This window comes from Gammaproteobacteria bacterium (genome assembly GCA_011375345.1).
Taxonomy (GTDB): domain Bacteria; phylum Pseudomonadota; class Gammaproteobacteria; order DRLM01; family DRLM01; genus DRLM01.
In genome coordinates, this window is the sequence record DRLM01000042.1 from 1 (window position 1) to 3,420 (window position 3,420).

At 62.4% G+C, this 3,420-nt stretch carries 2 protein-coding genes; both read left to right on the plus strand.

The window, feature by feature from the left end:
• The first annotated feature begins 219 nt into the window (after positions 1-219).
• Complete coding sequence (locus ENJ19_03240; protein ID HHM04740.1) at positions 220-2,673, plus strand: leucine--tRNA ligase; 2,454 nt, start codon at positions 220-222, stop codon at positions 2,671-2,673.
• Entirely contained in the window at positions 2,670-3,263 is a 594-nt protein-coding gene (locus tag ENJ19_03245) for a hypothetical protein (protein ID HHM04741.1), read from the plus strand. The genes ENJ19_03240 and ENJ19_03245 overlap by 4 nt, the downstream gene beginning before the upstream one ends.
• Positions 3,264-3,420 lie beyond the last annotated feature (157 nt).

The window sequence follows — 3,420 nt, forward strand, 5'->3', positions numbered from 1 at the left end:
GTTCAGTATGGCCAAGGTGATCTTCCATCCCTGGCTACGGCGCAGACGGCATACAGCCGCCTTCGCACCACCACAACCCGACCTGTTCGCCGATGCGCCAGGATTGCTGGGGGCAATGAAGTGAAAAAATGGGGAGACGCCAGTGACTGCCCCGATTGAGGCGTGCCGTATCCCTGCGGTATCCTTGAACCCTTTTACTTTGTCCCGACGGACCATGCCATGGACGCCAATTACGATCCGCACCAAACAGAAGCCGATGCCCAAGCCTATTGGGAACGCTGCGGCAGCTTCAAGGCTGTCGAAAAACCTGACAAGGAAAAATTCTATTGCCTGGCCATGTTTCCCTATCCCAGCGGCCGGCTGCACATGGGGCATGTGCGCAACTACACCATCGGCGATGTTATTGCCCGTTATCAGCGGGCCCGGGGCAAGGCGGTCCTGCAGCCCATGGGCTGGGACGCCTTCGGCCTGCCGGCGGAAAACGCGGCGCTGAAAAATGGCGTCGCGCCGGCCAGGTGGACGCGGGACAATATTGCCTACATGCGCGGCCAGCTCAAGCGTTTGGGCTTCGGTTACGACTGGAGCCGGGAGCTGGCCACCTGTGATCCGGGTTACTACCGCTGGGAACAATGGCTGTTCACCAAACTGTACGAAAAAGGCCTGGTCTACAAAAAAACCGCGGCGGTCAATTGGTGCCCCAATGACCTTACCGTGCTGGCCAATGAACAGGTCATCGAGGGGTGCTGCTGGCGCTGCGACACGCCGGTGGAGCGCAAGGACATCCCCCAGTGGTTCATGCGAATCACCGCTTACGCGGACGAACTGCTGGCTGATCTGGACCGGCTTGAGCACTGGCCGGAGCAGGTCAAAACCATGCAGCGCAACTGGATCGGCCGTTCCGAAGGGGTGGAGATCCACTTCGGCATCGAAGGCGCCGACGAGCCGCTCAAGGTCTATACCACCCGCCCGGACACCCTCATGGGCGTCACGTACGTGGCCGTGGCGCCGGAACACCCCCTTGCCACCAAAGCGGCGGAACACAATACCGCCCTGGCCCGCTTCATCGAAGAATGCCGTCACACCATGACATCCGAGGCGGCCGTGGAAGCCCTGGAGAAAAAAGGCGTGGCCACGGGGGTGTCCGCCATTCACCCCGTCAGCGGTGAAAAAGTGCCGGTCTATGCCGCCAACTTTGTCCTCCTGGGCTACGGTGAAGGCGCGGTGATGGCCGTGCCCGGTCACGATCAGCGGGACTGGGAGTTCGCCCGAAAATACGCGCTGCCCGTCAAACAAGTCATCATTCCCGCCGATGGCTCCGAAGCGGACTTGAGCGAGGCCGCCTACACGGAAAAAGGTTTGCTGGTGGACTCCGGTGATTTCACCGGTCTCAGTTCCCAGCAGGCTTTTGACGCAATCGCCGAGTATTTGGAGCGCGCCGGAAAAGGCCGGCGCCGGGTGAACTACCGCCTGCGCGACTGGGGCGTGTCGCGTCAACGTTATTGGGGTGCGCCCATTCCCATGATCAATTGTGCTGTCTGCGGTGCGGTGCCCGTGCCCGAGGATCAGCTGCCCGTGACCTTGCCCGGAGAGGTGGTGTTCGAAGGTGTGGGTTCACCCCTCAAGAAAATGCCCGCGTTTTACCGGACCACCTGCCCCCGTTGCGGCGGCGCGGCCGAGCGGGAAACCGACACCTTCGACACCTTCATGGAATCGAGCTGGTACTACGCCCGCTTCTGCTCGGCGGACAACGATGAAGCCATGCTGGATGAACGAGCCCGCTACTGGCTGCCCGTGGATCAATACGTGGGTGGCATCGAACATGCCATCCTGCACCTGCTCTACGCCCGCTTCTACCACAAGCTCATGCGCGACGTGGGCCTGGTGGCCGGTGATGAGCCCTTTACCCGGCTGCTCACCCAGGGCATGGTGCTCAAAGATGGCGCCAAGATGTCCAAATCCAAAGGCAACACTGTTGATCCGCAGGAACTCATCGAGCGCTACGGTGCCGACACCGCCCGCCTGTTCATGATGTTTGCCGCGCCGCCGGAGCAGTCATTGGAATGGTCCGACGCCGGTGTGGAGGGGGCGCAGCGTTTTCTCAAGCGCCTGTGGAAGCTGGTGCATGGCCATGTGCAACAAGGCCCGGCTCCCGCTTTGGACGTGAGCGCACTGAACGAAGCCCAGAAAACCTTGCGCGGCCAAGTGCACCAGATCATCCACAAAGTCAGTGACGACCTGGGCCGGCGCCATACCTTCAACACCGCCATCGCCGCTGTCATGGAACTTTGCAACGCCTTGGGGAAATTCGACGACCGCAGTCCCCGGGGCCGTGCCGTCATGCACGAAGCTCTGGAGGCCGTTGTGCGCCTGCTGGCGCCCATCGTGCCCCATATCTGCCACGCCTTGTGGCAGGCCCTGGGTCACAGCGATGCCGTGGTTGATCAAGCCTGGCCCGTGGCGGACGAACAAGCCCTGGTGAAAGACATCATCGAACTGGTGGTGCAGGTTAACGGCAAATTGCGCGGCCGGATCACCGTGCCCTTTGAGGCCCCCAAAGCCGACATCGAAACCGCCGCCCTGGCCGAAGAAAACGTGCAGCGCTTCGTGGCCGGCAAAACCGTGCGCAAAATCATCGTCGTGCCGGGGCGGCTGGTGAATGTGGTGGCGGGTTGAAAGCAACAGGCGACAAGCCAGAGGCCGGGGGGCGGGCACGCTCATTTCCCGGTCTTCTCCCCCCCCTTTTTCAAAGGGGGGGGAGAAAACACCGCTGGTCTGGCTTGTCCCTGGTGGCCTGCGGTCTGCTGCTGAGCGCCTGCGGCTACCACCTGCGCGGCAGTGGCCCGGCCCTGGCCGCCCAACTGCCGCCTGTGTACCTCACCGGTCAGGCCGGCCCCCTGCAAAGCGCCTTGCGCAAAGCCCTGAAAGCCGGCGGTACCGATCTCGTCACCGGTCCCGAACTGGCCCAGTGGGTGCTCACTGTGCTCGGCGAACAAAGCGGCCGTCGCAGCCTGTCCGTGGGCAGCAGCGGTAAGGTGGCCGAATACGAAGTGCGCTACGCCGCCCGCTACCAACTGGACGACGCCCGGGGCCAGCCCCTGCTCGCCCCGGAAACCATCGAGTCCACCCGCGTGCTGCGCTTCGACGAAACCCAGGTGCTGGTGGCCGATCAGGAACAGAAGATACTGGTGGAAGACATGCGCCGCGATGCGGTGGGGCGCATCTTGCGGCGGCTGCAGGCGGTGGGGGGTCAAAGAGTAGAATAAACTGCAAGTCCGCTATTAACCCGGCAATCAAACAGGTCGTCCTGACCTGTTTGATTGCCGCCCGCGAAATACGGGCGCCATTGTGCGAAATGGCTGGTATTTCGCGGGCTCGCATTGACTTGCGCCAATGGCGGCACATCCCTGTGCCGCGCTATTA

Coding starts and splice junctions, on each gene's coding strand:
- ENJ19_03240 (HHM04740.1), top strand. CDS start 220: ATGGACGCCAATTACGATCCGCACCAAACAGAAGCCGATGCCCAAGCC.